Consider the following 278-nt stretch of genomic DNA (forward strand, 5'->3'; position numbering starts at 1 on the left):
TTGCCTAGTGGGCTAGAGCCAATCACCTTCTGGGTCGTCATCCATTGGTAAAGCTCATCCAGTATCGGCTTGGCAAGCGCTTGACGCTCTGCTTTTCGCTCTTGGGCAGGCGCACCTTTTAAGCGTGATTCTATCCCGTAGAGTTTTTGGATTTTAGCCAGCGCCTTATCAGCCTTGCCTGATTTACCTTTCCCTTGAAGCTTTTTAGCATCCATGAACTTGCGACGAGCATGCGCTAAGCACCCTACATTGGTGACGTGATGCAGACCATCATAAGC

Annotated in this window: 1 protein-coding gene; it reads right to left on the reverse strand. The window is 50.0% G+C overall.

Going from position 1 to position 278, the window contains the following annotated elements:
• On the reverse strand, positions 1–278 hold a 278-nt coding region (locus AB4209_RS22250; RefSeq protein ID WP_372057419.1), incomplete at both ends, for a transposase.

It is taken from the genome of Vibrio sp. 10N.286.48.C11, from assembly GCF_041469805.1.
Lineage (GTDB): Bacteria > Pseudomonadota > Gammaproteobacteria > Enterobacterales > Vibrionaceae > Vibrio > Vibrio crassostreae_C.